Below are 24,983 nucleotides of genomic sequence, written 5' to 3' on the forward strand. Positions count from 1 at the left end.
AATTGACTAAAAATACAGATGTCAGCACGCGCAGAGATAAACGCCATCCTCAGCAAGCTCAATCCGCTTGCACCCAAAGGATATTTCATCGGGCTGCATATCCGGTTCGCAGCCCCGATCATGCAGTTCCAGACCTATTCGAAAGAGTGGGCGGATCATTACTCGACAAAGGCTTACGCCTTGCGAGACCCGATGATCGCCTGGGGTTTTTCTACGAATGGCGCGGTCAGGTGGTCCGCCGTGCCGGTGCCCGATCCGTTTAACATTCTTGGCGACGCCGCATCCTTCGGCATGAAGTATGGCGTAGCCATTTCGCACGGTCCCATCAGCTCGCGAACGATCGCAGGGCTGACGCGCGCCGACCGTGAGTACACCGATTCCGAGATCGAACAGATCTCGAAACAGATCCGACTGCTCCACGAACTCACGGAGCCGCCGGAGAGCCTGACAAAGGCTCAGATCGAGGCCCTTCGGTGTATCGCGGAGGGTGACCGTCATGCAGCAGCGGCTGCCAAACTTGGAATCACTGAAAGCGCCTTCAAGGCCCGGCTCATCTCGGCGCGCGAGAGGCTGATGGCCCGGACCACTGCGGAAGCGCTCCAAAGGGCCAAGGAATACCGTCTGCTGTAGGGCGCCGCCCGACTTCCGCCCACCTGGGGGCCTGCCCTCAATCCCAGGAGAACAGACTATGCAGACGACCACCATTTCCTTTGCAAACATGCACACCCACGGCGAATTGTTCGCCAATATTCTTCGCGCCCGCCGTCAGAGCTTCATCGTGCAGAATAACTGGGACCTGCCGCAATCCGAAGGCATGGAATACGACCAGTACGACACCCCGGCCTCGCGTTGGGTTGCGGTCCACGAGCGCGGCGAGGTTCTTGCCGGTATCCGGCTGACCCCGACAACGGCACGCTGCGGGATCTATTCCTACATGATCCGCGACGCGCAGCGTGGCATTCTTGGCGGCAGCATCCCGCAGAACCTGCTGTTCGAGGAGGCCCCGGTCGACGAGCATATCTGGGAATCCAGCCGTGTTTTCGTAAGCCATGCCGTTCCTATGGGCATTCGCCGCAAGGTCCACGCAGAGCTGATCGCCGGTCTTAATCAGGCGGCACGAGAACTGGGCGCGACCCGCCATATCGGCCTGATCGATTCCAACTGGCCGCGGTGGTACCGCCGCTGCGGGATGGAGGGCGAGGCGATGGGGCCGGTCATGAACTTCGATGACGGCGCCTTCCAATGCGTCGCGACAAATCTGGTTCAGAAGCTGCACTGACCCTTTCGTGCGGCTGGCGAGCGTCTTATCTTCCACTCGTCATGGCAGATTTGTTCGACAACGTCCCATCGACCCAGACGGGTCCGGATGCGCCGCGCGCGACGCGCGCGGCGCCATTGGCCGATCGTATCCGCCCGCAATCGCTGTCCGAGGTGATCGGTCAGGAAAACGTGCTGAGCGAAGACGGCCCGCTTGGGGCGATGCTGGGCGCGGAAAGCCTGTCCTCGCTGATCCTCTGGGGGCCGCCGGGGGTTGGCAAAACGACCATTGCGCGGCTTCTGGCGGATGTGACGGATCTGCATTTCGTCCAGATCAGCGCGATCTTCTCGGGTGTGCCTGAACTTCGCAAGGTGTTCGAGGCCGCCAGGGTCCGGCGTCAGAATGGCGGTGGCACGCTGCTGTTCGTCGATGAGATCCACCGCTTCAACCGCGCGCAGCAGGACAGCTTTCTGCCGCATATGGAAGACGGCACCATATTACTTGTCGGCGCGACGACGGAAAATCCCAGCTTCGAGTTGAACGCCGCGCTGTTGTCGCGGGCGCAGGTCATTGTGCTGAAGCGGCTCGACCTTGCTGATCTGGAGCTTCTGGCGCAGCGCGCTGAGCGCGAACTTGGGCGACCCTTGCCGCTTGACGGTGAGGCGCGCGAGGCGCTGCTGGACATGGCAGATGGCGACGGCCGCGCCGCGCTGAACCTGATCGAGCAGGTCATGGCCTGGAAGGTGGATGGCAAGCTTTCGACCGACCAGCTTTCGCAACGGCTGATGAAGCGCGCGACCCTTTACGACAAGTCGGGGGACGAACATTACAACCTGATTTCGGCGCTGCACAAGTCGGTGCGCGGCTCTGACCCGGATGCGGCGCTGTATTGGCTGGCGCGGATGCTGGAAGGGGGCGAGGACCCGCGTTATCTCGCCCGGCGCATCACCCGCATGGCGGTCGAGGATATCGGTCTGGCCGACCCGGCGGCGCAGCGGCATTGTCTGGATGCCTGGGCGCTGTATGAGCGGCTGGGAAGCCCGGAAGGCGAACTGGCGCTGGCACAGGCCGTAATCTATCTGGCGCTCGCGCCGAAATCCAACGCGGGATACGTCGCCTACAAGGCCGCGCGGTCCGAGGCGAAGCGCACGGGCAGCCTGATGCCGCCCGCCCATATCCTGAACGCGCCCACGAAGCTTATGAAGGAACAAGGTTACGGTTCGGGATACGAATACGATCACGATGCCGAAGGTGCCTTCAGCGGTCAGAACTATTTCCCCGAGGGCATGAAGCGTCCGGTGCTCTATAACCCTGTCGAACGCGGGTTCGAGCGAGAGCTGAAGAAGCGCCTCGACTGGTTCGTGCAGCAGCGTGCCAAGCGTGGTTGACTTTGTCCGCCTGCGCTTGGATTGAGGGCCTATGATGAACCCATTTCTTCAGGTCGCCCTTGGCGGCGCAATCGGCGCGGTGTCGCGCTATGCCGTTTATCGCGCGATTCCCGTGACCGGCTTTCCGTTCGCGACGGGCGTGGTCAATGTCCTGGGCAGCCTTGTGATGGGTATGCTTGCCGCGCTGATGGCCTATCGCTGGAACAATCACTATGCGCCCCTGCTGCTGACCGGGGTTCTGGGGGGCTTCACCACGTTTTCGGCTTTTTCGCTGGACGCGCTGACCTTGTGGGAACGCGGGCAGGGCGGGGCTGCTGCGGTCTATGTGGTCGGTTCGGTCATTCTGTCCCTGCTGGCAGTGATCTCGGGCATGGCGATCGGGCGGGGGCTTTGGGCATGAGTGGCGTGCAGACCATCCGCATCGGCAAGGACGAAGGCGATCAGCGGCTGGATCGCTGGCTGAAGAAGCGCTTTCCGCAACTGACCCAAGGGGCGGTCGAGAAGATGTGCCGCAAGGGAGAACTGCGCGTCGACGGTGGCCGTGTGAAGGCCAGTACCCGCGTTGAGCCGGGGCAGGAGGTGCGCGTGCCGCCCTTGCCCGATGCCGCGCCTGCGCCGAAATCCGAAGGCCCGCGCATCAGCGATGCAGACGCCGCGATGATCCAGAAGGCGGTGATCTGGAAGGACCAGCATATCATCGCGCTGAACAAGCCGCCCGGTCTGCCCTCGCAGGGCGGCTCGGGGCAGGGCGACCGGCATGTTGACGGCCTCAGCGAAGCGCTGAAATTCGGCTACAAGGAAAAGCCAAAGCTGGTGCACCGGCTGGACAAGGATACCTCGGGCATCCTGCTTCTGGCGCGAACCGACCGGGTGGCGCGCGGCCTGTCCGAGGCGTTCCGGCATCGTGATACCCGCAAGATCTATTGGGCGGCCGTCGCCGGCGTGCCAAGCCCGAAGATGGGCACGATCCGCTACGGGCTGGTCAAGGCCCCAGGTCACGGGCGCGGCGGCGAGGGCGAAAAGATGGTCGCCGTCCATCCGCGCGATGTCGACACAACCGAGGGCGCCAAGCGCGCGACCACGGATTACGCGGTGCTGGACAATCTCGCGCAGCGGGCAAGCTGGTGTGCGCTTGTGCCGATTACCGGTCGCACACATCAGCTTCGCGCGCATATGGCGGAACTTGGCCATCCCATCGTGGGCGACGGCAAATATGGCGGATCAGGTCAGGAAAACCTTGGCGACGGCTGGGGTGCGCAACTGGGAGGAGAGATCAGCCGCAAGCTGCATCTGCATGCGCGCAGCCTGTCCTTCACGCATCCGGTCACGAAAGAACGCGTAACCCTGACTGCGCCACTTCCCGATCACATGAAGCGCACATGGAAGACGCTCGGCTGGTTTGAAAACGACGTGCCGGCCGATCCGTTCGAGGAGCAGACATGAAGCTGGTCGTGTTCGATGTCGACGGCACGCTGATCGACAGTCAGGCGCTGATCGTGGGCGCGATGGGCGCGGCATTCGAGGGCGAGGGGTTGGCCCCCTTGGAACGCGACCATGTCCTGTCAATTGTCGGGCTTTCGCTTGATGTGGCGGTGGAACGTCTGCTTCCCGATGCCCCGTCGCATCAGCGCGACGCGATTGTCGATGGGTATCGGCAGGCATTCGTCACCCGCCGCATTTCCAGCGAGGCGCCGCTTTATCCGGGGGCGCGCGAATGTCTGGATGCATTGGCAGCGCGCGATGATCTGTTACTGGGTATCGCCACCGGCAAGTCGCGGCGCGGTCTTGACGCGATGCTGAAGCATCACGGGCTGCGCGAATATTTCGTGTCGCTCGAAACCGCCGATGGCCAACCGTCGAAACCGCATCCGGCAATGCTGCTGGCGGCCTGCGCAGGCGCGGGCGTCGATCCCGCGCGGTCCCTGATGATCGGCGACACGACCTTTGACATGCAGATGGCAAATGCCGCAGGTGTCATGCGAATCGGCGTCGCCTGGGGCTATCATCACCCCGACGAGCTGAGCGTCGGCGGCGTGCCCGTAGCGGGCGATTTCGCCGAGTTGCAGCGCATGATCGAAGGATGGGCAGCATGAGCGAGTGGAAGGCGAGACGTTTCTGGAAGGATACTGCGGTCGAACCTGCCGAGGGCGGCTTTCGTATCACGCTGGATGGCAAGCCGGTCATGACGCCCGGCAAGCAGCCTCTGATCCTGCCAAACCGCGCCCTTGCCGACGCACTTGCCGCCGAGTGGGAGGCGCAATCCGACGTTATCGACCCGCTTTCGATGCCGCTGACGCGGGCTGCAAATTCGGCAATCGAAAAGGTGAAGCCGCAATTCGACGCGGTGGCGGATATGCTGGGTGCCTATGGCGGCACCGACCTGCTTAGCTATCGGGCAACTGATCCGTCAGAGCTGACGGAGCGGCAGGCCAGCGAGTGGGACCCGGTTCTGGCATGGGCAAGGGACAGATTCGATGCGCCGCTGAATGTGACCGAAGGGCTGATGCCGGTCGATCAGGATGCGGAAGCTGTCGCCCGTCTGCGGTCGCGGATTGGCGAACTGGACGCTTTCGAACTGACGGCGCTGCATGATCTGGTGACGCTTCCCGGCTCTCTGGTGCTGGGCCTGGCCGTGCTTGAAGGGCGGCTGAGCGCTGATGAAGCGCACGCCCTGTCGCGGATTGATGAAGAGTTTCAGGCCGAACGCTGGGGCCGCGACGATGAAGCCGACAAGGCCGCTGCCGGCCGTCTTGAGGCGATGAAAAATGCCGAACGCCTGCTTGGCCTTCTGAAGTCGTGATGCGGATGTCGCGTTGCCGCGCTTGACGCGTGGCGACTGATCGGCACAATACCGCCTATCGGGCCCGAACGGCCCGCCGACAATGACAGGCGGCTAAGCCGCCCCAACGGGAAGGGAAATTCATGAAGACATCCGTGTTTCTCGGCGTGGTCGCGGCAAGCGGTCTGATCGCCGGTGCCGGTTTGGCGGCGGAAGGTGACACGCTGGCCACGGTCAAAAGCCGCGGAGAGCTTCTGTGCGGTGTCAATCCTGGCCTGGTTGGCTTTGCATCGCCCGATGCGAATGGCAACTGGACCGGCTTCGATGTGGCGCTGTGCAAGGCTGTGGCGGCCGCCGTTCTGGGCGATCCCACCAAGGTGAAATACGTTCCGCTGACCGGGCAGACACGCTTTACAGGTCTCGCCTCGGGCGAGGTCGACATGCTGTCGCGCAACTCGACATGGACATTCTCTCGCGATACCGACCTCAAGCTCGATTTCGCCGGCGTGAACTATTACGACGGCCAAGGCTTCATGGTGCCGAAATCGCTTGGTGTCTCGTCCGCGAAAGAACTCGACGGGGCCACGATCTGCATCCAGACCGGCACCACGACCGAGCTGAACCTGGCCGACTATTTCAAGGCCAACAACATGAGCTATCAGCCCGTCAATATCGACAGCAATGCCGAGGGCGAGCAGCAATACATGGCCGGTGCCTGCGACGCCTATACGACCGATGCCTCGGGGCTGGCGGCAACACGCGCGGCCTTCGCGAACCCTGACCAGCACGTCATCCTGCCAGAGATCATCTCGAAGGAACCGCTTGGGCCGATGGTCCGTCACGGCGACAACAACTGGGGCGATATCGTCCGCTGGACCCTTTACGCGCTGATCGCGGCCGAGGAATACGGCGTGACCTCCGCAAACATCGAGGAACTGTCGAAGTCGTCCGAGAACCCTGAGGTGCAGCGCATGCTCGGCACCACGGACGATCTTGGCGCGATGATGGGCCTAGACAAGGAATGGGCCAAGCGCGCCATCATGGCCGGTGGTAATTACGGCGAAATCTTCGCCGCCACCATTGGCGAGCAGACACCGATTGGTCTGGCCCGCGGGTTGAACGCGCAATGGACCCAGGGTGGTCTGATGTACGCGATGCCCTTCCGCTGACCGGAGGGAACGAAAGATCGGCGCGCGGGGCAACCCGCGCGCCTTTAAATTCCGCGGCAAGATGGGGCAAACCCACGTCCGCTACGGGGAGAACTGAATGAACGACAGCGTTCCGGCCGGGCCAACCGCGCCGCCGTTCCGGCTTAGCATGCTGATCTATGATCGGCGCTACAGGTCGCTGACTTTTCAGGTGATCGTCTTCATTCTGGTCATGTCGCTTTTCTGGTGGCTGGTCAGCAATACGATCGAAAACCTGTCCCGGCTGGGCAAGGACATCAATTTCGGGTTCCTTTTCAACCGCGCGGGCTATGACATCCCTCAGCAGCTGATCCCTTATACCAGCGACGACACGCATCTGCGCGCCGCCGTGGTTGGCCTGCTGAACACGCTTCTGGTATCGGTTCTGGGCTGCGTCGCTGCCACCATCCTTGGCGTGACCGTCGGCGTGCTGCGCCTGTCGCGCAACTGGCTGTTTGCCAGACTGATGACGATTTACGTCGAAACCTTCCGCAACATCCCGCTTCTGCTGTGGATTCTTATCATCTACGCGATCCTGACAGAGATCACGCCCGCCCCGCGCGCCTACCAGGGCGAGGATGCGCGCCAGCTTTTCCTGGGGCTTATCGCGCCGACAAATCGCTATACCGCCATTCCCGCCTTCGTCGCCGAGCGGTCGCCCGGTATGCTGCATCTGGGGCGGATCGCGATCCCCTGGCTTGCGATTCTGTATTTTGCCTGCCTTGGCGCGGCGATTGTCATACGCAACCGCATCAACGCGCGTGCGCAGCGTATTCAGAATCAGACCGGCAAGCGCCCGGTGACATGGTGGGTCAACCTCGCCCTGTTTGTCGTGCCGCCTGTGGTGATCTGGCTGGCCTTCGGGCTGCATCTCGACGTGCCGGAACTGGCCGGGTTCAACTTCAAGGGCGGGATAAATGTCGATAACGCGCTTGTCGCGCTGTGGCTGGCACTGACACTTTATACCGCCGCCTTCATCGCCGAGATTACCCGCGCAGGCATCCTGTCCGTCTCGAAAGGGCAGACAGAGGCCGCTTATTCGCTTGGCCTGCGGCCGAACCGAACGATGAATCTTGTGATCCTGCCGCAAGCGCTTCGGGTCATCATCCCACCGCTCATTTCGCAATATCTGAACCTGACGAAGAACAGCTCGCTTGCGATAGCGGTCGGCTATATGGACCTGCGCGGCACGCTCGGCGGCACCACGGTCAACCAGACCGGTCGCGAGATGGAGGGGATTTTGCTGATGATGCTGGTCTATCTTGCGATCAGTCTCATCATCTCTGGCGGCATGAATCTTTATAACCGGCGCGTCGCGCTGAAGGAGCGCTGAGATGAGCGTGACCGACACCACCGTGCCGACCGCCTATGTGCGCACCGAAATGCTGCCGCCGCGTGCCGCCCCGATGCAGCGCAAGGGCGCGCTCGGCTGGCTGCGCGAAAACCTGTTCTCGAACTGGTTCAACACGGTTCTGACCGTTCTTGGGATCGCGATCATCTGGTGGTTCGTCAGCCATTTCTGGCCGTGGTTTGCGCATTCCGTCTGGAGTGCCGGCAGCCTGCGTGAATGCCGCGAGATTATCGCCGCGACATGGGGCGAGGGGGCCAGCGGCGCATGTTTTGCCGTTATCCGCGAGCGCTGGCATCAATATCTGTTCGGCTTCTATCCACGCGCTGAATACTGGCGGCCGGTCATGACGATCGGGCTTATGTTCATCGCGCTGGCACCGGTGCTTTTTTCGGTCAGCGCCACGATCCGCCGCCGCGTTCTGGCCGGTGGCGGCTTGCTGACGATGATCCTCATGGCGATCTGCGGCGTGCCGTTATGGTCGGCGATGCTTATGCTGGCGCTGTTCGGGGTTGCGTTGCTGCTTGCCGAATATGCGCCGGGGCGGTTGTTGTGGTTCACGGTTTTCTACCCTGTGCTTGGGGTGTGGCTGCTATGGGGCGGCTCTCTCTGGTCGCCGATGATGGTGCTGGCGGGCCTTGCTGCGGGCTTCGTGGTGGCGCGGCTGCTGGCGAAACGGGCGCCGGGTCTGGCGCCATTCGCGGCCATCATCACGATCGCGATCTGGTGGGCATTCATCTCGCAGCCGCTGGCCGACGCGCTGGCGGGGGTGTTGCCGCTCTCTCTGCTGCACGTGACCTCGCGCGAATTCGGCGGCTTCCTTCTGGCCATTGTCATCGGTGTATCCGGCATCACCATGTCACTGCCGCTTGGCATCGTGCTGGCACTGGCGCGCCGGTCCGACATGCCGCTGATCAAGACATTCGCGGTCATGTTCATCGAATTCATCCGGGGCGTGCCGCTGATCTCGCTTCTGTTCGTGGCATCCACGCTGCTGAACTATTTCATGCCGCCGGGTACGAATTTCGACATCATCCTGCGGGTCATCATCATGGTGACGATCTTCGCTGCCGCTTATATGGCCGAGGTGATCCGCGGCGGACTTGCCGCGCTGCCGAAGGGACAATACGAGGCGGCGGATTCGCTGGGTCTCGATTACTGGCAGGCGCAGCGGCTGATCATCCTGCCGCAGGCGCTGAAGATCTCGATCCCCGGTATCGTCGGCACCTTCATCGGCATGTTCAAGGACACCACCCTTGTTGGCCTGATCGGGCTTTATGAACCGCTGAAGGGCATTTCCGATTTCGTGCGCGCGGATTTCAACTGGAAGGGCATCTACTGGGAACCCTTCGTCTTCGTCGGCGTGATCTTCTTCGTCATCTGTTTTTCGATGTCGCGCTATTCGATGTATCTTGAACGCCGGCTGAGCCGCGAGAACCGCTGAGGGGACGCCATGTCCGAGACCACGACCACCATAGACCGCAACGATGTGCCGGCAGATGCCACAAGCACCGCCCCGGCCATTGAAATCCGCGACATGAACAAGTGGTATGGCGCATTCCATGTGCTGCGCGACATTGACCTGACTGTCGCGCGGGGCGAAAGGATCGTGATTGCCGGGCCGTCCGGTTCCGGCAAATCGACGCTGATCCGCTGCATAAACCGGCTGGAGGAGCATCAATCAGGCCAGATCATCGTCGACGGGATCGAGCTGACGAGCGACATCAAGAATATCGACAAGGTGCGATCCGAAGTCGGTATGGTGTTCCAGCATTTCAACCTGTTCCCGCATCTTACGGTCCTGGAAAACTGCACGCTCGCGCCGATCTGGGTGCGCAAGATGCCGAAAGCCAAGGCCGAGGAACTGGCGATGCGGTTTCTTGAAAAGGTTCGTATCCCCGAACAGGCGAACAAATATCCCGGCCAGTTGTCCGGCGGTCAGCAGCAACGCGTCGCAATCGCGCGTTCGCTTTGCATGGAGCCGCGGATCATGCTGTTTGATGAACCGACATCAGCGCTCGATCCCGAAATGATCAAGGAAGTGCTGGATACGATGATCGAACTTGCCGAAACCGGGATGACGATGCTGTGCGTGACCCACGAAATGGGCTTCGCGCAGGCCGTCGCCGACCGCGTGATCTTCATGGATCAGGGGCAGATCGTGGAACAGAATACGCCTTCCGAGTTCTTCAACAATCCGCAGAACGAGCGCACGAAGCTGTTCCTCAGCCAGATCCTCGGGCACTAGGTCCGGGAACCGGCGGGCGCAGGCAAAGTTGTCTTCTCGATTCATTCGAGGAGCTTCGCAATGTCCGACGATCTGAAGACCGAATTCCGTGACCGTATCGAAGATGTCCGCACCGGCATGCTTGAAGTCGACGGTCGCTTCGTTCCCATGTCCCACAGCGTGGTCGAGGATGACCCGCATCTGTGGTTCATCACCGCCAAGGACACACCCATGGCAAAGGCCGCCGCGCAGGGCGTCGCCGCGCGCTATCTGATCTGCAGCGACGGCAAGGGCATCTATGCCGATATCGAAGGCGATATGGTGGTGTCCGATGATCGTGAAAAGCTGGATCAGGTCTGGGGTGTCGTGGCGTCAAGCTGGTTCGAGGACGGCAAGCAGGACCCCGATCTGCAGCTTGTCCGCTATACCCCGAAATCGGCCGAGGTCTGGGTGACCGAGGGCGGTGCGGTCGGCTTCCTCTATCAGGTCGCGAAGGCGAAAGTGACGGGCGAGAAGCCGGATCTGGGTAGTCATGGCAGCGTGACCTTCGCCTGAATGGCCAAGGCGAAATCGCCCCTTCTGACACGGCCAGAGGGGCTTTATTGCCCCTCTGGCGACTTTTACATCGACCCGATGCGGCCGGTGAAACGCGCGCTCGTGACGCATGCCCATGCCGATCACGCCCGCGCGGGGCACGGCGCCGTGCTTGCGACGCGGCAGACGCTGGACCTTATGGCGATCCGGTATGGCGATGATTTCGCAGGCGCGCGGCAGGTCGCTGATGGCGAAATGACGCTCGGCGATACGAGGGTCAGCTTTCACCCGGCTGGCCATGTCCTCGGATCGGCACAGATTTCGGTAACAGCAGAAGGGCAGCGCGTCACCGTATCGGGCGATTACGCGCGTGTTGCCAACCCGTCCTGTGCGGAATGGGAACCCGTTCCCTGCGACATCTTCGTGACCGAGGCGACGTTCGGTCTGCCCGTTTTCCGGCACCCGGACCCCGCTGGCGAGGCAGAAAAGCTGCTGGCTTCGGTCGCGGCATTTCCCGAACGCGCGCATATTGTCGGGGCCTATTCGCTTGGCAAGGCGCAGCGCGTCATCATGCTGCTGCGGCAGGCTGGCTGGGACGCGCCGATTTATATTCACGGCGCGCTGCAACGCATCTGCGACTATCATATCGCGCAGGGTGTCGCACTTGGCGATTTGCGTCCCGCGACCGATGACAGCATGAAGAAGGCCGACTTTGCCGGCCAGATCATCATCGCCCCGCCATCGGCGTTCGAGGCGACTTGGGCGCAGCGTTTTCCCGACCCTGTTCTGGCATTCGCCAGCGGCTGGATGTCGGTGCGCGCGCGTGCCCGGCAACGCGGGGTGGAACTGCCGCTTGTCATTTCGGACCATGTGGACTGGGCCGATCTGACCCGCACCATCGACGAACTGAACCCCGCCGAAACATGGGTGACGCATGGCCGTGAAGATGCGGTGATCCGTTGGTGCGAATTGCAGGGCCGCGCCGCCCGCCCGCTGCATCTGGCGGGTTACGAGGATGAGGCCGAATGAAGGATTTCGCGGCCCTTCTGGAACGGCTGGCCTTCACGCCGCAGCGAAATGGCAAGCTGCGTCTGCTGGCGCAGTATTTCGCCGCCGTCAGCGACCCGGAACGCGGGCTGGCACTGGCGGCGCTGACGGGTGATCTGAAATTGCGCGCGGTCACGCCCTCGCTTCTGCGCGGTCTGGTGGCGGAACGCGTGGACCCGGAACTGTTCGCGATCAGCTATGATTTCGTGGGCGATCTTGCCGAAACCATCGCGCTGATCTGGCCAGAGCCTGACACCCCCCCGAACGATCCAGACCTGCCTTTGCCGCAACTGGTCGAGGAATTCCAGACCACCGGCAAGGCCGGCCTGCCCGCGCTGATTGCGTCGCGGCTGGATGCGCTGAACCCGTCCGAACGCTATGCCTATCTGAAGCTTGCGACCGGGGGGATGCGTGTCGGCGTTTCTGCCCGGCTGGCGAGGGCGGCCCTGTCCGAATATGGCGGCCTTCCCCTGACCGAGATCGAGGAGATCTGGCACGGCCTGACACCGCCTTATCTGGAACTGTTCGGCTGGGCGGAAGGGGGCGCGAAGCCCGAGGCCGCGGCGCTTGCGCCTTTCCGGCCAGTCATGCTGTCCACGGCAACCGATCTCGATGCGCTGAAGGCGCTCGACCCGGCGGAGTATGCAGCGGAATGGAAATGGGACGGCATCCGTGTGCAGGCCGTGTCCGATCAGGGAACGCGACGCCTGTATTCCCGAACGGGCGAGGATATCGGCGGGGCCTTCCCTGATCTTCTGGACCGACTTGATTTCGACGGGGTGATCGACGGGGAATTGCTGGTCCGGCGCGGCGATCAGGTCGGCACATTCGGCGAGTTGCAGCAGCGCCTGAACCGCAAGACGGTTTCCAAGAAATTGCTCGAAAGCCATCCGGCGGGTCTGCGCGGCTATGATCTGCTGATCTGGGGCGGCGAGGATCTGCGCGCGCTGCCATTCGACAACCGTCGGGCGCGGCTGGACCTGGCAATCACGGGGCTTGCCGATCCGCAGATCGACGCCTCGCCGCTGCTGGAATTCGCGACATGGGACGATCTGGCCGCGCTGCGCGCCGATCCGCCCGACGCGGTGATCGAAGGCGTGATGATAAAGCGCCGCGACAGCCCCTATCTGGCCGGGCGGATGAAAGGCCCGTGGTTCAAATGGAAGCGAGATCCCTTGGTGATCGACGCTGTGCTGCTATATGCCCAACGTGGCCACGGCAAACGCTCGGGCTATTATTCGGATTTCACCTTCGGGGTGTGGGACGGGGATGAACTGGTGCCGGTCGGAAAAGCCTATTTTGGCTTCACGGATGAGGAATTGAAGGCGCTCGACCGGTTCGTGCGCAATAATACCGTTGACCGCTATGGTCCGGTGCGGGCGGTCAAACCGTCAAAGGTGGTCGAGGTCGCGTTCGAAGGCCTGAACCGCTCTGCGCGGCACAAATCCGGCGTCGCCATGCGCTTTCCCCGCATCAGCCGCATCCGCGACGACAAGCCCGCGGCCGAGGCCGACCGGATCGAAACCCTGCGCGCCATGCTGCCGCCAGAGGTGACATGAGCCTGCCCGCCAGGATCGGCGACTGGTTCAGCAGGCAAGGCTGGAAGCCACATCCCCATCAGCTTGACCTGTTCGATGCAACCGACGACACGCTGCTGATCGCGCCGACCGGCGGCGGCAAGACGCTGGCCGGGTTTCTGCCTACGCTGGCCGATCTTCTGAACGGCCCGCATCAGGGGATGCACACGCTTTATGTCTCTCCACTGAAGGCGCTGACGAATGACATCGCGCGCAATCTCTCGCGGCCTGTGGCCGATCTGGGCCTGAATATCCGGATCGAGGATCGCACCGGCGACACTGCCTCATCCCGACGCGCCCGACAGCGCGTCGATCCGCCCGAAATCCTGCTGACCACGCCGGAAAGTCTGGCGCTGATGCTGTCCTATCCGGAAGCTCCGAAGATATTCGGCGCCTTGAAGCGGGTCGTCATCGACGAAATCCATGCGCTGGCGGAAGGCAAGCGCGGCGATCAGCTGATGCTGGGACTGGCCCGGTTGAGGACCCTGTCGCCAGATCTGCGTGTTTCTGCCCTGTCGGCTACGGTGGACGACCCCACGGCCCTTGCCGAATATCTGGGCGGCGCGCGGATTGTCATGGCCGATCCCGGCCCTGCGCCGGATATCGCCATGCTGGAAACCGCCTTACCCGCGCCGTGGTCGGGTGGCGGCGGCCGCTATGCGGCGCAGGACGTGATGGACGAGATCGCCGCAGCGCGGCTGACGCTGGTGTTCATCAACACACGCGCGCAGGCCGAGCTGTTCTTTCAGGCGCTTTGGGCCGTCAACGATGCGAACCTGCCGATCGGGCTGCATCATGGCAGCCTGTCGCGCGAAGTCCGCGAGAGGGTCGAGGCCGCAATGGCGGCGGGTGAACTGCGTGCGGTGGTGGCCACGGGCAGTCTGGATCTGGGCATCGACTGGGGCGATGTCGATCTGGTCATTCAGGTCGGCGCGCCGAAGAACGTCAAGCGGCTGGTGCAGCGGATCGGGCGTGCCAATCACCGCTATAATGCGCCCTCGAAGGCGCGGATCGTGCCGGCCAACCGCTTCGAAGTCATCGAATGCGTGGCCGCGCTGCAAGCCGTGGCCGAGGGCGATCTGGATGGCGAGGGACGTGGCCCGGTTGCGTCCCGCGGCGGGCTGGATGTGCTGTGCCAGCAGATACTGCTGACCGCCTGCGCCGGGCCGTTCGATGCCGACGCGCTATTCGCCGAATTCCGAAGCGCCGGCCCCTATGCCGCGCTGAACCGCGCGCAATTCGATGACTGTCTGGATTTCGCGGCAACTGGCGGCTATGCGCTGCGCGCCTATGATCGCTGGCAGAGGCTGGTGGAACGCGGCGGTCTGTGGCAGTTGCGCGACCCGCGCGCCACGCGGATGATCCGCATGAATATCGGCACCATCAACGATGTCGAGACCCTGAAAGTCCGCAACCGCAATGGCGGCGCACCCCTTGGTGAGGTCGAGGAAGGCTTCGCAGCCAGTCTTTCACCGGGCGACACCTTCCTGATCGGCGGCAAGACCGTGCGCTATGACCGTCTGCGCGAAATGGTGGTCGAGGTCACGCCGCAGCCCTCGCGGCAGCCGAAGATCGCGGTCTTCAACGGCACGAAGCTTGCCACATCGACCGAGCTGTCGGCGCGCGTTCTGGCACTGATCGGCGACCCGCAGAAATGGGATGCGCTTCCGGGATCGACGCGGGATTGGCTGGAATTGCAGCGAGAGATCTCTGTCCTGCCGCGACCGGGCACATTGACCTGCGAAAGCTTCATGCGCGGCGGACGGGCCTATTTCTGCGCCTATAGCTTCGCCGGTCGCAACGCGAACCAGACGCTCGGCCTGATCCTGACCCGACGAATGGAGGAGACGGGCCTTGGCCCGCTGGGTTTCGTCGCCACCGATTACGCTGTTCTGATCTGGTCGATGGACCTCGTCACAGACCCCGCGCCCTTCTTCACGCGCGCCTCGCTTCGCGACGGGCTGGAGGATTGGTTGGGCGAGAACGCGGTGATGAAGCGCAGCTTCCGGAATGTCGCGACCGTGGCGGGGCTGTTGCAACGCAATTTGCCGGGGCAGCGCAAGTCCGGGAAGCAGGCGACCTTTTCCAGCGACATCATCTATGACACGCTGCGCCGGCACGACCCGGATCATGTCTTGCTGCGCCTGACCCGGACAGAGGCGATGCGCGGCCTCGTGGATTTCGGCCGGATCGAGGAAATGCTGATCGCGCGCCCTCAGATTGTCACCGCCATGCCGCCCCATGTGACACCCTTGGCCGCGCCCCTGATGCTGGAGGCGGGCAGGGTGCCGATCCAGGGACTTGGTGAGGATCGCCTGCTGGAGGAAGAGGCAGCGCGCCTGATGACCGAGGCAGGTCTGGCCGCGGCATGACAGGTTACGCGTTCCGCTTTGCAGGGCAGGATTTCGTCGCCCGTGCCTCTGGCGCGCTTTACTGGCCGTCACAGGACATGCTGATCGTTTCCGACCTTCACCTTGGCAAGTCCGAACGCATGGCCAGGCGCGGCGGCGCATTGTTGCCGCCGTTCGAGACACGAGAGACGCTCCTCCGGCTTCAGACGGAACTGGAGGATTTGCGCCCGTCGCGACTGGCGCTTCTTGGCGATATCTACGACGACAATTCCGCCGCAGTGGCGTTGCCGGAAGCCGAGCGTGCCCAGTTCACGGACCTGACCGGATGCCGAGAGACGTTTCTGATTGCCGGCAATCACGATAGCGCCTCGGGTGCCGAGGCGATGGCGTGGGGCGGGCTGAGCCTTCGCCATATCGCGATGCCGGGGCAGGGACCGGATATCTCGGGCCACTATCACCCGAAGGCGCGCGTCGCGGGGCGTGCCCGCCCCGCGTTTCTGGTTGGCCGCGACCACCTGATCCTGCCTGCTTTCGGGCATTATACGGGCGGGCTGCGCAGCGACCACCCGGCCTTGCAAGCGCTGGTGCCTGACGGCATCGCGATCCTGACGGGCCGTCGCTGCCTGCCCATACCGATAACGGTTCGCTAGCTAGCCCTCGCGTTCAGTGGCTTTTGATGCTGGCCCCGCTACGGCTCCCCGAGCGATCCTCGCTGTAATGGGCGATCAGGCGACCCAGAAGCGAAAACAGCTTCTCGCGGTCGCGCGCGCTCAATGGGTGCAGCAGATGTTCGTGGCGCATCTCGGATCGTTTGCGCATGTCCTTCCAGAAAGCCTCGCCCTCGGGGCTGAGCGTCAGGGCGTTGAAGCGCCGATCCGACTTGTGCTTGTCGCGGATGACCAAGCCGCGTTCCTCCAGGTCGGTGACAATCTTGGTGACGGCTGATTTCTTCATGACCGCAACCGCGGCCAGATCGTTCTGGGAAATTTCGGGATTGAGCCCGATCAGGCTCAGCAGGGTCAGCGATCCGCTGACCGTATCCCATTCACGCTGAAATTCGACATTGGCGACGCGAATATGCGCCGAAAGAACCCGTGTCATGAATGTCAGATCGCCCGCAAGATAGCCAAGCTCGACTTTGGAGTTGGGAAGGGGCTGATAATCAAAGTCTTTCATATCCAAAATACTCTCTTGTCTCGACTTTTTGTTTGATCCCCAGAGCGACAGACGCCGAATGTCACGGACCGTTGGATACAATAGCACAAATAGCAAATATTTATCGGCTGGGGTCAATGGGTTAACCAAAAATCTCATAGTTAACGCACAAGATTTCGCAGCGGCACTTCGCACATCCAGCGAAATCGCATGAACGCTACTGCTCCGGCGTAATTCGCCGGTGGCTGCGCCCGTGACCAGAATCGGCGATGAAGCCCGGCTCGGCAAGCCTAAACTTTCGCTACGTAAGGCTACCGTCGACGATCCGCGCAAGACGCAGGGGGCTTCGGCGCATTCGCGCCGGTAAGGGGCCCATTATCCGGCCTTACTCGGGTCGGTCGGAACGGCGCGCGTGGGTATGCAGCGGTACAATGACCGGGTAGTCGAGCTCGTCCGGTCGCAGGATGCACACGTTGATCCCATAGACATCTGCCAGTCGCTGCTCGGTCAGTACCTCGGCGACACTGCCTTGCGCCGCGACGCGACCGGCGTCGAACATCACCACATGATCCGCATATCGCGTAACCAGGTTAAGATCGTGCAGAACGACCACGATGCTTCGCCCCTCGGCGCGGTTGAGGTGGCGCACGAGTTCAAGCACCTCGAAGGCGTGCGCGATGTCCAGATGGTTGGTCGGCTCATCCAGCAGGATCGTTCCCGATTCCTGCGCGAGCACCATCGCTATCCACGCCCGCTGCCGCTGGCCGCCGGAAAGCGAGCCGAGCGGGACCTGCGCAAGATGGCTCAGTCCGGCTGCGGAAAGGGCGCGTGCGCAGGCGTCGCGGTCATTCTGCGAAGGGCCAGCCAGCGGCTTGCGGTGGGCGAACCGACCCAGCATGGCAAGTTCGGCCACGCTCATCTCGGGCGGGGCCTCGGGGGACTGCGACAGCATGGCAAGGCGGCGCGCCAGCTCTTTATCGGGCCATGCGGCCAGTTCGCGCTGATCCAGCAGGATACGCCCCTCGACCACCGGCAGCAGCTTGCGCAGGGCCCGAAGCACGGTCGATTTGCCGCTGCCATTCGGCCCGCAGAGCGCGATGACCTTGCCCGCCGGCAGATCGAGGTCGAGCCCGTCGAAAACCGGCAGGCGGCCATAGCCGGCGCGGGCTTTCTGAAGGCTGAAAAGGGGCTCAGTCATGCACGGCCCTTTCCCTGACCAGCAACAGCAGAAACAGCGGCGCACCGACCGCCGCCGTTACCGCGCCGGCAGGCAGTTCCAGCGGCGGCGCGACCACGCGCGCGGTGATGTCGGCGGCCAGAACCAGCCCCGCCCCGATCAGCGCGGTCGCGGGCAACCACAGCGCGCTGCCGTCGCCGATGATCCGTCGCGCGGCATGGGGCGCGATCAGACCGACAAAGCCGATCGCACCGACAAAGGCAACCGCGGAGGCGGTCAGCAGGACCGAAAGAAGCACCAGACCGATCTGCGCCGCGCCAAGCGACAGTCCGGTCGAACGCGCCGATTCCGCATCTAGGCGCAATTGCGCCAGAACCGGCGCGGCGAGGATCAGCAGCGGAAGGCAGCACAGGATGATTGCTGCAAGGATCGCGACGTCTGACCAATGCGCAGCGCCGACCGAACCGGACAGCCATGTCAACGCCTGTCCGGCACGATAGATCGGTCCCATGATCATCAGCAACGTCACCATTGCTTTCGCCAAGGCTGCCATCGCGACGCCGTAAAGGATCATGCCAAGCGGGCCGCGCCTTGGATCGGACAAGGTCAGCGCGCCGGTAATGGCGGCAAAACCAGCAGCACCAAGCATCGCGGCAAGCGGCTGCCAGTGGATCGAGACTGTCAGGCTGTTGGTTTCGTTCGAAAACAGCCACAGGAACCCGACAACGCCCACCGCCGCGCCATCTGTGATCCCGAGGATCGAAGGCGCGGCAAGCGGATTGCGCGCCACGCGCTGCAGGATCGCGCCCGACAGTGCCAGCGCAACGCCTCCTGCAACGGCAAGACCCACGCGTGGAAGGCGAAGGGTCCACAGGATGATCCCATCCGTGCCCGCCCCGTGTCCCGCTAGCGCGGCGATGACGCGTCCGGGCGGCATGAAGCTTGACCCGATACCGCAGCCAAGAACGATCAGCATAAGCAAGGCTGCTGCGAGGGCGAGCAAGCGCGAACGCCCCGACCGCGCGGACCTTGCCTTCTGCGCAATATCGACAGTCGCGACGCTCATGCCGCTTGCCTCGCGCCCGACCGGCGCAGCAGGATCACAAGCGCAGGCACGCCGACAAGCGCAAGCACGGTCCCCATCGGCGCTTCAGCCGGCGCCACGATGATGCGCGCAAGCATATCCGCCAGAAGCGCCAGAAGTGCTCCGGCCAGCGGGCAGGCAAGCGCCAGCCATCCATGCGTGGCACCGGGCAGCAGCCGGGTGACCAGATGCGGCGCGATCAGCCCGATGAAGATCACCGGTCCCGCAAGCGCGACCGAGACGCCCGCAAGCAGCGCCGCCAGTGCAAGTGACAGAACCCTGACCGTCAGCACCGGCACCCCAAGCGCCGCCGCCGTGTCGTCATCGGCGCGCAGCGCATCCAGCGAGGGCGCAAGCCGGATCGTCGCGACGATGCCGAGCAGGACCACCGGCGCGCCGATCCAGACCAGCCGGATATCCCTGTCGGCAAAGCTTCCGGCCAGCCAGAACAGCAAGGTTTCGAAAGCTGTTTCATGGCTTAGCAGGATGACCTGCGACAGCGCCCCGCAAAGCGCCGCAAGCGTGACCCCGGCAAGCAGGATCGAGGCAGGATCGAATCGCACATCTCCCATCATCGAAATCCCGAAAACCACCGCGACCGCGACGACCGCGCCAAGTGCTGCAATGGCCGAAACGGCAAGCAGGCCGGTCGCGCCGAAGAAGGTGACGCCGATCACTGCCGCCAGTGCTGCACCGGCATTCACCCCAAGCAGCCCCGGCTCGGCCAATGGGTTGCGCGTCGCCGTCTGCATCAGCAGCCCCGACAGTGCCAGCGCCGCCCCGCAGGTGATTGCGACAGCCATGCGCGGCAGTCGCAGGGTGCGGATAATCAGCGCGTCCGTGTCGTCCGCCCCGCCGAAAAGCGCATGCACAACCTGAGCCGGGCCATAGAAGCGAAGCCCGACATGCAGGCTGATGACCGCGGCGGCAATGACGCAAAGCGCGAGCGCGAGGATGATATTGGGCCGGGTCAACTCGGGTCGCTTCTGATTGACTTGGTTTATCGTTTAAGTCAGGAATACGCCCTGAACAGCGGCCCGGCAAGTGCTCGTCCGGGCATGACCGACATGAAGGGGCGGGAAATGACAATGAATCCGATGCGGCGGCGTTTTATAAGTCTGGCACTTGGGGCCGGGCTTGCACTCGGCCTTGCGGCGCATCCTGTGCTTGCGCGCGAGATCACGCATTCGATGGGCATGACAGAGGTTCCTGACGCGCCCGAGAAAGTCGTGATCCTGACGAATGAAGGGACCGAGGCGCTTCTCGCGCTTGGTGTCACCCCGATTGGTGCGGCCAATTCATTCGTTGGCGATCCCTGGTGGCCCCACATCACCGAGGCGATGAAGGATGTAACACCGCTCGGCACGGAATCGGCGATCAATCTGGAAATGCTGGCGGCACTTCAGCCCGACCTCATCATCGGAAACAAGATGCGGCACGAGGAGATCTATCCTCAGCTCTCGGCGATAGCGCCCACGGTTTTGTCGGAACGTCTGCGCGGGGACTGGAAGGAAAACTTTCGCCTCTACGCCGAAACGCTCGGGCTGAGTGAGAAGGGCGAAGAGGTGATCGCGGCTTATGAGGCGAAGGTCGCGGGACTGCGCGAAAAGCTGGGCGACAAGACGCAGGAAAAGGTGTCGGTCATCCGCTTCACGCCCGGTCAGATCCGTATCTATCAGCTCGACAGTTTTTCCGGCGTTGTCCTGAAGGAACTGGGCTTTCACCGTCCGCCCAATCAGGATGTCGAGGAATTCGCCATCCGCACCGGAAAGGAAAGCATCCCGGACATGGACGGCGACCGGATCTTCTATTTCACCTATGACACCGGCAATGGCGACGGGGTCGCGCTGAAAGACGAGGCGCTTTCCGATCCGCTTTGGCAGTCGTTGTCAGCGGTGAAGGCGGGCCGTGTCCACGAGGTCGATGACGGCATCTGGAACACCGCCGGCGGCGTCATCGCGGCAGGGCTTATGCTGGACGATATCGCGCGCATCTACGGCGTCGAATAACTTCGCGTCCTCGGCCTGCCGCTGTGGCGCTGGCTGCGGCGCCGTCCTGGCCCTTGCGGTCGGCGCATTTGCGTGATGCATTTGATGGAAGGGCGCTTTTGCGCCGGCCAGCGGCTGCGGGTCACGGCGCAGACTTTGCCCCAGCACGGGGCAAGTCGCGCCGGTTTCCGCATCGGGCGTGATACGAAAGGGTGGGCATGGGCGGCGAGGTCATCATCGGCATTGATGTCGGGACCACGTCCGTCAAGGCAGCGGCGATCGGCCTCGACGGCCGCGTTCATGATGAATTTTCCGCCACTTACCCAACGCGCCGAAGCGGCCAGAACTATGTCGAGCAGGACCCTCGCGACTGGACACGTCTAGTCGAGCAGGCGCTTTCGCAATTCGCGGGCCATCAGGCGCTTGCCATCGGGCTGTGCAGTCAGGTCAACACGCATGTCTTTGTCGATGAACGCGGCGAGGCCTTGCTGCCAGCGATCCTGTGGCAGGACGGGCGGGCTGGCGCGGTCGCGGCGAAACTGGATATGCGCGTGCCGGAACGGCAGAAGACCGAATGGTGGGGCGCGCCGACCCCGGTTCACGCCAGTCACGCGATCGCGCGAATGGAATGGGTGGCGCAGCACCGCCCCGAGATATGGGCGCGAACGCGCTATGTCCTGCTACCGAAAGACTATTGCATCTGGCACCTTACGGGTGAGGTTTCCAGCGATCCGATATCCAATATCGGACTTGTTGGTGCTGATCTTGATTACATCGGCGGGGTGCTGGCGCTGGTGCCCGGTGCGGCCGAACGGGTCGCGCCGCTGGTCGGTCTGACCGAGATCGCGGGCAGATTTCGCGAGGGTCCTTTCGCGGGCTGTCCGCTTGTGACCGGGACGATGGATGCCTGGGCCGGGCTGATCGGCGCGGGCGCGGTCGGCGAGGGGGCGGCGGCCTATCTCAGCGGGACGAGCGAAAATCTGGGAATTACCTCGCGCCGGGTCGCGCCCGTGACGGGCAGTATCGTCTTTCCCGAATATCGCGGCCTGCGGGTCCATGCTGCGCCGACCCAGTCCGGGGGCGATGCGAAGCGATGGTTTGCCGAGATGTCCGGCATTTCGATGGACGAAATGAGCGCGCTTGTCGCGGCGTCGCCAAGGCGCTCAGCGACACCGCTTTTCATGCCGCAACTGGAAGGCGAGCGCGCACCGGTCTGGGATGCGGACCTGCGGGCGGCCTTTCTGGGCGTTTCGCGCCAGACGGCATTGCCCGACTTTGCCCGCGCGGTCTATGAGGGGGTCGCACTGTCGGCGCGCCACGCGCTGGGGCTGTTGCAGGCCTCGATAGGGTCGCCAGTCGCGATGATGACATGCGGCGGCGGCGGCTTTCGCTCTGCGTCGTGGACGCAGATCCGCGCCGATGTGCTGGGTATCCCATTGCGAACGCTGACCGCGAAAGAGCCGGGGGTGCTGGGCGCGGCAATCCTCGCCGGAATTGGCGCGGGCCTTTTCGCCGGTTTTGCCGAGGCACATGATGCAATGACGCGGACAGACCGGGTTTACGAGCCTGATGCGTCGATGCGCGAACTCTATGACGATCTTTTCGGAATTTATACCGAAGCAATCGTGGCCAATGCCCTGCTTGGAAAGCGGTTGTCCGGGCTGGGCCAGCTGCCCGGCTAATCGCCCTCGCCCGGCGTCAGATATTCTCGCCCCGGATCGCTTCCACGACCGCGTCGGTCACTTGCTGCGTTGTGGCGTTGCCGCCGACATCCGGGGTCAGGATACCATCGGCGCAGACCTTTTCGACAGCGCGCATCAGACGCTTGGCAGCATCCGCCTCGCCCAGATGATCCAGCATTTGGGCGGCGGTCCAGAAGGTCGCGACGGGGTTCGCGATGCCCTTGCCGGTGATGTCGAAGGCCGAGCCGTGGATAGGCTCGAACATGGACGGAAAGCGCTTTTCGGGGTCGATATTGCCGGTCGGCGCGACGCCAAGACTGCCCGCCAGCGCACCGGCAAGGTCAGATAGGATATCTGCGTGCAGATTGGTCGCCACGATGGTGTCCAGACTTTTGGGGTTTTTGACCATGCGAACTGTCATCGCATCGACCAGCATCTTGTCCCAGGTCACATCGGGAAATTCCCTTGATACCTCTGCCGCGATCTCGTCCCACATCACCATGCCGTGTCGCTGCGCGTTGGATTTCGTGACCACGGTCAGCAGTTTCCGGGGGCGTGACTGCGCCAGCCCGAAGGCATAGCGCATGATCCGCGTCACGCCGGCGCGGGTGAAGATCGCGACCTCGGTGCCGACCTCTTCGGGAAGGCCCTTATGCGCGCGGCCACCGTGACCGGAATATTCCCCTTCCGAGTTCTCGCGCACGATCACCCAGTCCAGATCCCCCGGCCCAACCCCGGCCAGAGGCGAGGTGATGCCCGGCAGTATTTTTGTCGGCCGCACATTCGCGTATTGATCGAAGCCCTGACAGATCGGCAGTCGCAACCCCCAGAGCGTGACGTGATCGGGGACATCGGGTGCGCCGACCGCACCGAAGAAGATGGCATCGAAGACCTTCAACTGTTCCGGCCCGTCCTCGGGCATCAGCGCGCCGGTCTTCTTGTAGCGCGCGGAACTCCAGTCGAATTCGGTCACGTCGAAGGCGAAGCCTCCATCCCGCCGGGCAAGGGCTTCCAGTGCCTGCAGGCCGGCGGCAATGACCTCGGGGCCGATACCGTCAGCGGGAATGGCGGCGATCTTGTAGGTGTTCATGAGAAACTCCTGAAACGGGATATGTGAAAATCAGCCGAGCGCGTCGGCTATCGCCTTGCCGCAATCTTCGGTGTTGGCGGTGCCGCCCAGATCGCGGGTGCGCAATGCCGGTTCGGCAAGCACGCGTTCAATCGCCGCCATGATGCCGCTGGCGGCTTCGGCGTGTCCAAGATGGTCCAGCATCATCGCCCCCGCCCAGATCTGGCCGACAGGGTTCGCGATACCTTGCCCCGCAATGTCGGGGGCAGAGCCATGGACAGGTTCGAACAGCGACGGAAAGGCGCGTTCCGGGTTGATATTACCCGATGGCGCGATGCCGATGGTTCCCGTGCAGGCAGGGCCAAGATCGGACAGGATGTCGCCGAACAGGTTCGACGCCACGACCACGTCGAAGCGATCAGGGTGCAGAACGAAAAGCGCCGTCAGGATGTCGATGTGATACTTGTCGACGGCGATGTCGGGATAGGATTTCGCCATCTCGATCACGCGCTCGTCCCAATAGGGCATCGTGATGGAGATGCCGTTCGATTTGGTGGCCGAGGTCAGCTTGCCGCTGCGCTTGGCCGCCAGATCGAAAGCGTAACGCAGGATGCGGTCGATGCCGGTGCGGGTCATCACCGTGTCCTGAATGACCACCTCCCGGTCCGTGCCGGGAAACATCCGCCCCCCCACCGAGGAATATTCACCTTCGGTGTTCTCGCGCACGATCATCATGTCGATGTCACCGGGCCCGCGACCGGCCAGAGGCGATTTGACGCCCGGCATCAGTCTTGCGGGGCGCAGGCTGACATATTGGTCGAACTCGCGCCGGAACTGGATCAGCGACCCCCAGAGCGAGATGTGATCCGGGACGGATTCCGGCCAGCCGACCGCGCCGAAGAACAGCGCGTCATGACCGCCGACCTGATCCTTCCAGTCGTCGGGCATCATCTGGCCGTGGCGCCCGTAATAGTCGCAGGAGGCGAAGTCGAAATCGTCGAACCGGAAATTCAGCCCATATTTTCCGGCGGCGGCTTCCAGCACCCGGATGCCTTCCGGCACGACTTCCTTGCCGATGCCGTCACCGGGAATGACGGCGATGTTCATGCGGTTGTCAGACATGGGACTCCTC

General features: G+C 63.1%; 24 protein-coding genes. 18 read left to right on the plus strand and 6 right to left on the minus strand.

The annotated features are described in order from the left end of the window. The first annotated feature begins 18 nt into the window (after nucleotides 1–18). From FQV27_RS00150 to pdeM, 16 genes are all read left to right on the plus strand, one after another. Nucleotides 19–630, plus strand: a complete 612-nt coding sequence (locus tag FQV27_RS00150; protein ID WP_147095557.1) for a helix-turn-helix transcriptional regulator — start codon at nucleotides 19–21, stop codon at nucleotides 628–630. 58 nt (nucleotides 631–688) lie between these two features. Next, the gene (locus tag FQV27_RS00155) at nucleotides 689–1,279 is read left to right on the plus strand and encodes an acyl-homoserine-lactone synthase (RefSeq protein ID WP_147095559.1); all 591 of its coding nucleotides are present in this window, start codon (nucleotides 689–691) and stop codon (nucleotides 1,277–1,279) included. Between the two features lie 41 nt (nucleotides 1,280–1,320). Continuing rightward, nucleotides 1,321–2,646 (plus strand): replication-associated recombination protein A, encoded by a 1,326-nt coding sequence (locus FQV27_RS00160; RefSeq protein WP_147096791.1) that lies wholly within the window; start codon nucleotides 1,321–1,323, stop codon nucleotides 2,644–2,646. 31 nt (nucleotides 2,647–2,677) lie between these two features. Then, nucleotides 2,678–3,046 (plus strand): fluoride efflux transporter CrcB, encoded by a 369-nt coding sequence (gene crcB / locus FQV27_RS00165; protein WP_147095561.1) that lies wholly within the window; start codon nucleotides 2,678–2,680, stop codon nucleotides 3,044–3,046. Continuing rightward, a complete protein-coding gene (locus tag FQV27_RS00170; RefSeq protein ID WP_147095563.1) occupies nucleotides 3,043–4,089 on the plus strand; it encodes an RluA family pseudouridine synthase in 1,047 nt (348 codons plus the stop codon). The genes crcB and FQV27_RS00170 overlap by 4 nt, the downstream gene beginning before the upstream one ends. Then, the gene (locus tag FQV27_RS00175) at nucleotides 4,086–4,739 is read left to right on the plus strand and encodes an HAD-IA family hydrolase (RefSeq protein WP_147095565.1); all 654 of its coding nucleotides are present in this window, start codon (nucleotides 4,086–4,088) and stop codon (nucleotides 4,737–4,739) included. Before FQV27_RS00170 ends, FQV27_RS00175 begins: the two co-directional genes overlap by 4 nt. Further along, entirely contained in the window at nucleotides 4,736–5,446 is a 711-nt protein-coding gene (locus FQV27_RS00180; RefSeq protein ID WP_147095567.1) for an ATP12 family chaperone protein, read from the plus strand. Before FQV27_RS00175 ends, FQV27_RS00180 begins: the two co-directional genes overlap by 4 nt. Before the next feature lie 122 nt (nucleotides 5,447–5,568). Further along, nucleotides 5,569–6,594: an amino acid ABC transporter substrate-binding protein gene (locus FQV27_RS00185; RefSeq protein WP_147095569.1), complete on the plus strand. Its 1,026-nt coding sequence runs from the start codon at nucleotides 5,569–5,571 to the stop codon at nucleotides 6,592–6,594. A gap of 97 nt (nucleotides 6,595–6,691) precedes the next feature. Then, a complete protein-coding gene (locus FQV27_RS00190; protein ID WP_246132944.1) occupies nucleotides 6,692–7,945 on the plus strand; it encodes an amino acid ABC transporter permease in 1,254 nt (417 codons plus the stop codon). Between the two features lie 7 nt (nucleotides 7,946–7,952). Continuing rightward, the gene (locus FQV27_RS00195) at nucleotides 7,953–9,404 is read left to right on the plus strand and encodes an amino acid ABC transporter permease (protein WP_377768726.1); all 1,452 of its coding nucleotides are present in this window, start codon (nucleotides 7,953–7,955) and stop codon (nucleotides 9,402–9,404) included. A 9-nt stretch (nucleotides 9,405–9,413) separates the two neighbouring features. Continuing rightward, nucleotides 9,414–10,208: an amino acid ABC transporter ATP-binding protein gene (locus FQV27_RS00200; RefSeq protein WP_147095573.1), complete on the plus strand. Its 795-nt coding sequence runs from the start codon at nucleotides 9,414–9,416 to the stop codon at nucleotides 10,206–10,208. Between the two features lie 60 nt (nucleotides 10,209–10,268). Next, a complete protein-coding gene (locus tag FQV27_RS00205; protein WP_147095575.1) occupies nucleotides 10,269–10,742 on the plus strand; it encodes a pyridoxamine 5'-phosphate oxidase family protein in 474 nt (157 codons plus the stop codon). Then, nucleotides 10,743–11,750: a ligase-associated DNA damage response exonuclease gene (locus FQV27_RS00210; RefSeq protein ID WP_147095577.1), complete on the plus strand. Its 1,008-nt coding sequence runs from the start codon at nucleotides 10,743–10,745 to the stop codon at nucleotides 11,748–11,750. After that, nucleotides 11,747–13,327 (plus strand): cisplatin damage response ATP-dependent DNA ligase, encoded by a 1,581-nt coding sequence (locus FQV27_RS00215; protein WP_147095579.1) that lies wholly within the window; start codon nucleotides 11,747–11,749, stop codon nucleotides 13,325–13,327. The genes FQV27_RS00210 and FQV27_RS00215 overlap by 4 nt, the downstream gene beginning before the upstream one ends. Next, nucleotides 13,324–15,717 (plus strand): ligase-associated DNA damage response DEXH box helicase, encoded by a 2,394-nt coding sequence (locus tag FQV27_RS00220; protein ID WP_147095581.1) that lies wholly within the window; start codon nucleotides 13,324–13,326, stop codon nucleotides 15,715–15,717. The genes FQV27_RS00215 and FQV27_RS00220 overlap by 4 nt, the downstream gene beginning before the upstream one ends. Next, nucleotides 15,714–16,346 carry a ligase-associated DNA damage response endonuclease PdeM gene (gene pdeM / locus FQV27_RS00225; protein ID WP_147095583.1) on the plus strand — a complete coding sequence of 211 codons (633 nt, stop codon included), beginning with the start codon at nucleotides 15,714–15,716 and terminating at the stop codon, nucleotides 16,344–16,346. Before FQV27_RS00220 ends, pdeM begins: the two co-directional genes overlap by 4 nt. Before the next feature lie 13 nt (nucleotides 16,347–16,359). On the opposite strand, the gene FQV27_RS00230 is transcribed toward pdeM, so the two are convergent. The 4 genes from FQV27_RS00230 to FQV27_RS00245 form a co-directional block, all read right to left on the minus strand. After that, the gene (locus tag FQV27_RS00230; protein WP_186827166.1) at nucleotides 16,360–16,872 is read right to left on the minus strand and encodes a MarR family winged helix-turn-helix transcriptional regulator; all 513 of its coding nucleotides are present in this window, start codon (nucleotides 16,870–16,872) and stop codon (nucleotides 16,360–16,362) included. A 364-nt stretch (nucleotides 16,873–17,236) separates the two neighbouring features. After that, nucleotides 17,237–18,049: an ABC transporter ATP-binding protein gene (locus tag FQV27_RS00235; protein WP_147095587.1), complete on the minus strand. Its 813-nt coding sequence runs from the start codon at nucleotides 18,047–18,049 to the stop codon at nucleotides 17,237–17,239. After that, nucleotides 18,042–19,094, minus strand: coding sequence for a FecCD family ABC transporter permease (locus tag FQV27_RS00240; RefSeq protein WP_147095589.1), 1,053 nt, complete (start codon nucleotides 19,092–19,094; stop codon nucleotides 18,042–18,044). Before FQV27_RS00240 ends, FQV27_RS00235 begins: the two co-directional genes overlap by 8 nt. Beyond that, complete coding sequence (locus FQV27_RS00245; protein WP_147095592.1) at nucleotides 19,091–20,086, minus strand: FecCD family ABC transporter permease; 996 nt, start codon at nucleotides 20,084–20,086, stop codon at nucleotides 19,091–19,093. Before FQV27_RS00245 ends, FQV27_RS00240 begins: the two co-directional genes overlap by 4 nt. A 108-nt stretch (nucleotides 20,087–20,194) precedes the next feature. On the opposite strand from FQV27_RS00245, the gene FQV27_RS00250 reads away from it, so the two are divergent. Further along, nucleotides 20,195–21,121: an ABC transporter substrate-binding protein gene (locus tag FQV27_RS00250; RefSeq protein ID WP_246132945.1), complete on the plus strand. Its 927-nt coding sequence runs from the start codon at nucleotides 20,195–20,197 to the stop codon at nucleotides 21,119–21,121. 197 nt (nucleotides 21,122–21,318) lie between these two features. Next, a complete protein-coding gene (locus FQV27_RS00255; RefSeq protein WP_147095594.1) occupies nucleotides 21,319–22,782 on the plus strand; it encodes a xylulokinase in 1,464 nt (487 codons plus the stop codon). Nucleotides 22,783–22,798: 16 nt separating this feature from the next. On the opposite strand, the gene FQV27_RS00260 is transcribed toward FQV27_RS00255, so the two are convergent. Together FQV27_RS00260 and FQV27_RS00265 are read right to left on the minus strand one after the other, a co-directional pair. Next, nucleotides 22,799–23,872: a tartrate dehydrogenase gene (locus FQV27_RS00260; protein WP_147095596.1), complete on the minus strand. Its 1,074-nt coding sequence runs from the start codon at nucleotides 23,870–23,872 to the stop codon at nucleotides 22,799–22,801. Nucleotides 23,873–23,902: 30 nt separating this feature from the next. Next, nucleotides 23,903–24,973 (minus strand): tartrate dehydrogenase, encoded by a 1,071-nt coding sequence (locus FQV27_RS00265; RefSeq protein ID WP_147095598.1) that lies wholly within the window; start codon nucleotides 24,971–24,973, stop codon nucleotides 23,903–23,905. Nucleotides 24,974–24,983 lie beyond the last annotated feature (10 nt).

This window comes from Paracoccus aurantiacus (genome assembly GCF_007993065.1).
Classification (GTDB): domain Bacteria; phylum Pseudomonadota; class Alphaproteobacteria; order Rhodobacterales; family Rhodobacteraceae; genus Paracoccus; species Paracoccus aurantiacus.